The sequence below is a fragment of the Methylobacterium sp. GXS13 genome, from assembly GCF_001455965.1.
Taxonomy (GTDB): domain Bacteria; phylum Pseudomonadota; class Alphaproteobacteria; order Rhizobiales; family Beijerinckiaceae; genus Methylobacterium.
Window position 1 is genome coordinate 1 of record NZ_LKKO01000104.1, and the last position, 2295, is coordinate 2295.

Annotated in this window: 2 protein-coding genes and 1 pseudogene; 1 reads left to right on the top strand and 2 read right to left on the bottom strand. The window is 72.8% G+C overall.

What is annotated here, in order from left to right:
• Positions 1-446, bottom strand: a 446-nt coding sequence (locus AO398_RS29625; RefSeq protein ID WP_244498910.1) for an outer membrane beta-barrel protein, incomplete at its 3' end; no start/stop codon positions are given.
• On the opposite strand from AO398_RS29625, the pseudogene AO398_RS27080 reads away from it, so the two are divergent.
• Positions 343-1392, top strand: a pseudogene (locus AO398_RS27080) (RluA family pseudouridine synthase); the annotation flags it as partial. The gene AO398_RS29625 and the pseudogene AO398_RS27080 overlap by 104 nt on opposite strands.
• Here AO398_RS27080 and AO398_RS27085 read toward each other — a convergent pair.
• Positions 1359-2072, bottom strand: a complete 714-nt coding sequence (locus AO398_RS27085; protein WP_058195398.1) for an alpha/beta fold hydrolase — start codon at positions 2070-2072, stop codon at positions 1359-1361. The pseudogene AO398_RS27080 and the gene AO398_RS27085 overlap by 34 nt on opposite strands.
• Positions 2073-2295 lie beyond the last annotated feature (223 nt).

Genomic DNA, 2295 nt, shown 5'->3' on the forward strand with positions numbered 1-2295 from the left:
CCGAACACGATCGACAGGTTGCGCAGCAGATCGTGCTGCAGCTCCACGGTCGCGACCTCGGTGAGGATGCCGCTCGAGCCCAGGATCGTGGTCTCCGTCACGCCCGTCGCGGCGGTGAACCGGACGGGGGTGCGCGGGCCCCCGGACCCGAGCAGCCCGGCGGTGCCCACCGGCGCGTCGGCGGCCGCCGCCGGCGGCGCGAAGCCGAAGCCGCGGCCGGAACGGGTCGCGCGCGACGAGGCTCCGCCCCCGCGCAAGGCGCCTCCCCGGCCCGCGACCAGGCCGGCCGCGAAGACCCAGACCGGCAAGCCTGTCGAGTCGCGCCCGGAGACCTCCGTACCGCCCGCCGGCCCGACACGGCGCGAGCAGCGCGCCGCTGCCTCCGCGACCCTCGCCTCCGGGGTGCAGACCCTGACGGTCGAGGCGGACGAGGCGGGGATGCGCATCGACCGCTTCCTCACCGCCCGCTTCCCGCTGCTGCCCTTCACCCGGGTGCAGAGCATCGTCCGCAAGGGCGAGTTGCGGGTCGACGGCAAGCGCGCCAAGCCGAACGACCGGCTGGAGCCGGGCATGAGCGTGCGCGTGCCGCCTCTGCGCCTCGACCAGCCGACCGAGCGCCCGCGCAGCGCCGCCCGGGAGCAGGACGACGCCGAGTTCATCCGCTCGCTGATCCTCTATGAGGACGCCGACATGATGATCCTCAACAAGCCCTTCGGCCTCGCGGTCCAGGGTGGGTCGGGCACGGTCCGCCACGTCGACGGGCTGCTCACGGCGCTGACCGCGCCGGACGGGCAGAAGCCGCGCCTCGTCCACCGGCTGGACAAGGATACGGCCGGCTGCCTGATCGTCGCCAAGACAAGGCTGGCGGCAGCCACGCTCGCGAAGAGCTTCCGCTCGCGGGCGGCGCGCAAGATCTACTGGGCGCTCACGGCGGGCGTGCCGCGGGTCCGGCAGGGCCGGATCTCGACCTACCTCGCCAAGGACGAGCCGACTGATGCTGATGCGCGCATGCGGGTCGCCAAGCACGGCGACGAGGGCGCGAGCCACGCCCTCACCTATTACGCCATGGTCGATCAGGCCGCCCAGAAACTGTCCTGGCTGTCGTTCAAGCCGGTGACCGGGCGGACCCACCAGCTGCGCGCCCACGCGGCCCATATCGGCCACCCGATCGTCGGCGACCCAAAATATTTTTCCGTGGAGAACTGGGAGCTGCCCGGCGGCATCCAGAACCGGTTGCACCTGCTCGCCCGCCGGATCGTGATCCCGCATCCGCGCACCGGCCGGCCCGTGGATGTCAGCGCGCCGCTGCCGCCCCACATGACCCAGAGCTGGAATCTCCTGGGTTTCGACGCCTCTCGTTACGACCCGATCGTCGAGGCGCCGGAGAGCTGAGCCTGGAGCCACGGCACGATGGCCTCCGCCAGCGCGTCGGGGGCCTCCATCGGCAGCATGTGGCCGGAGCCGTCGATCACCGTCAGCGCGGCGCCGGGAATGCCGGCCTGCAGCTCCCGCGCCTCGTCGAGGCTGCGCAGGCTGTCCTGGGCGGCGGCCACCACCAGCGTCGGGCAGGTGATGGCGCCGAGAAGCCCGCCATCGCTCGCGCGTGCCTGACCGGCCTGGCGCAAGAAGACCTCCCCGCCGAGGCGGTCGCCCATCTGGCGGATGCGGGCGATCAGCGATGCGTCGCCGACCCGGTCCGGATGGACCGAGCCGAGGATCGCGGCTCGGCTGAGCCCTGAAAACCCCTGGCGGCGGACATTCGCCACCGCCGCCGCCTTCCGGCGCGCCTGGACCGGTGTGTCGGCCCGGGCCGAGGTGGCGATCAGCACCAGCGCCCGGACCCGCTCCGGCGCCAGCCGGGCGATCGCCCGCGCCACGTAGCCACCCATGGAGAAGCCGATGAGGGCGAATCGCTCCGGCGCCTCCCCAGCTATTCGTTGCGCCATGGCGTCGATGCCGGCGTCCCGGCTGAGGTCGCCGTGCAGCACCGGGCCGAGGGGCGCGAGGCGCGGGCGCATGTCCGCCCAGAGATCGGGATCGGTCATGAAGCCGGGGAGCAGGACGAGGTTCATGGGGCGGTCGAGATCCTCAGTGACTCGGCATCCACGGCGGCGTGCGGCCCGCACCCCAAAACTCTAGGGACCGGCACGCCTTGGCAATCGGCCGACTCGCCTCATATGCTGATCCGCGACCCGCCGTTCCGCCGCGGGGCCGATTTCCCGCGGTTCGAGACCCTGACGCATGAAGCTCGCGACGGTGGCCTGCCTCGCCGCCCTTTGCCTGGTCGGGCCGGCC

Coding starts and splice junctions, on each gene's coding strand:
- AO398_RS27085 (WP_058195398.1), bottom strand. CDS start 2,072: ATGAACCTCGTCCTGCTCCCCGGCTTCATGACCGATCCCGATCTCTGG.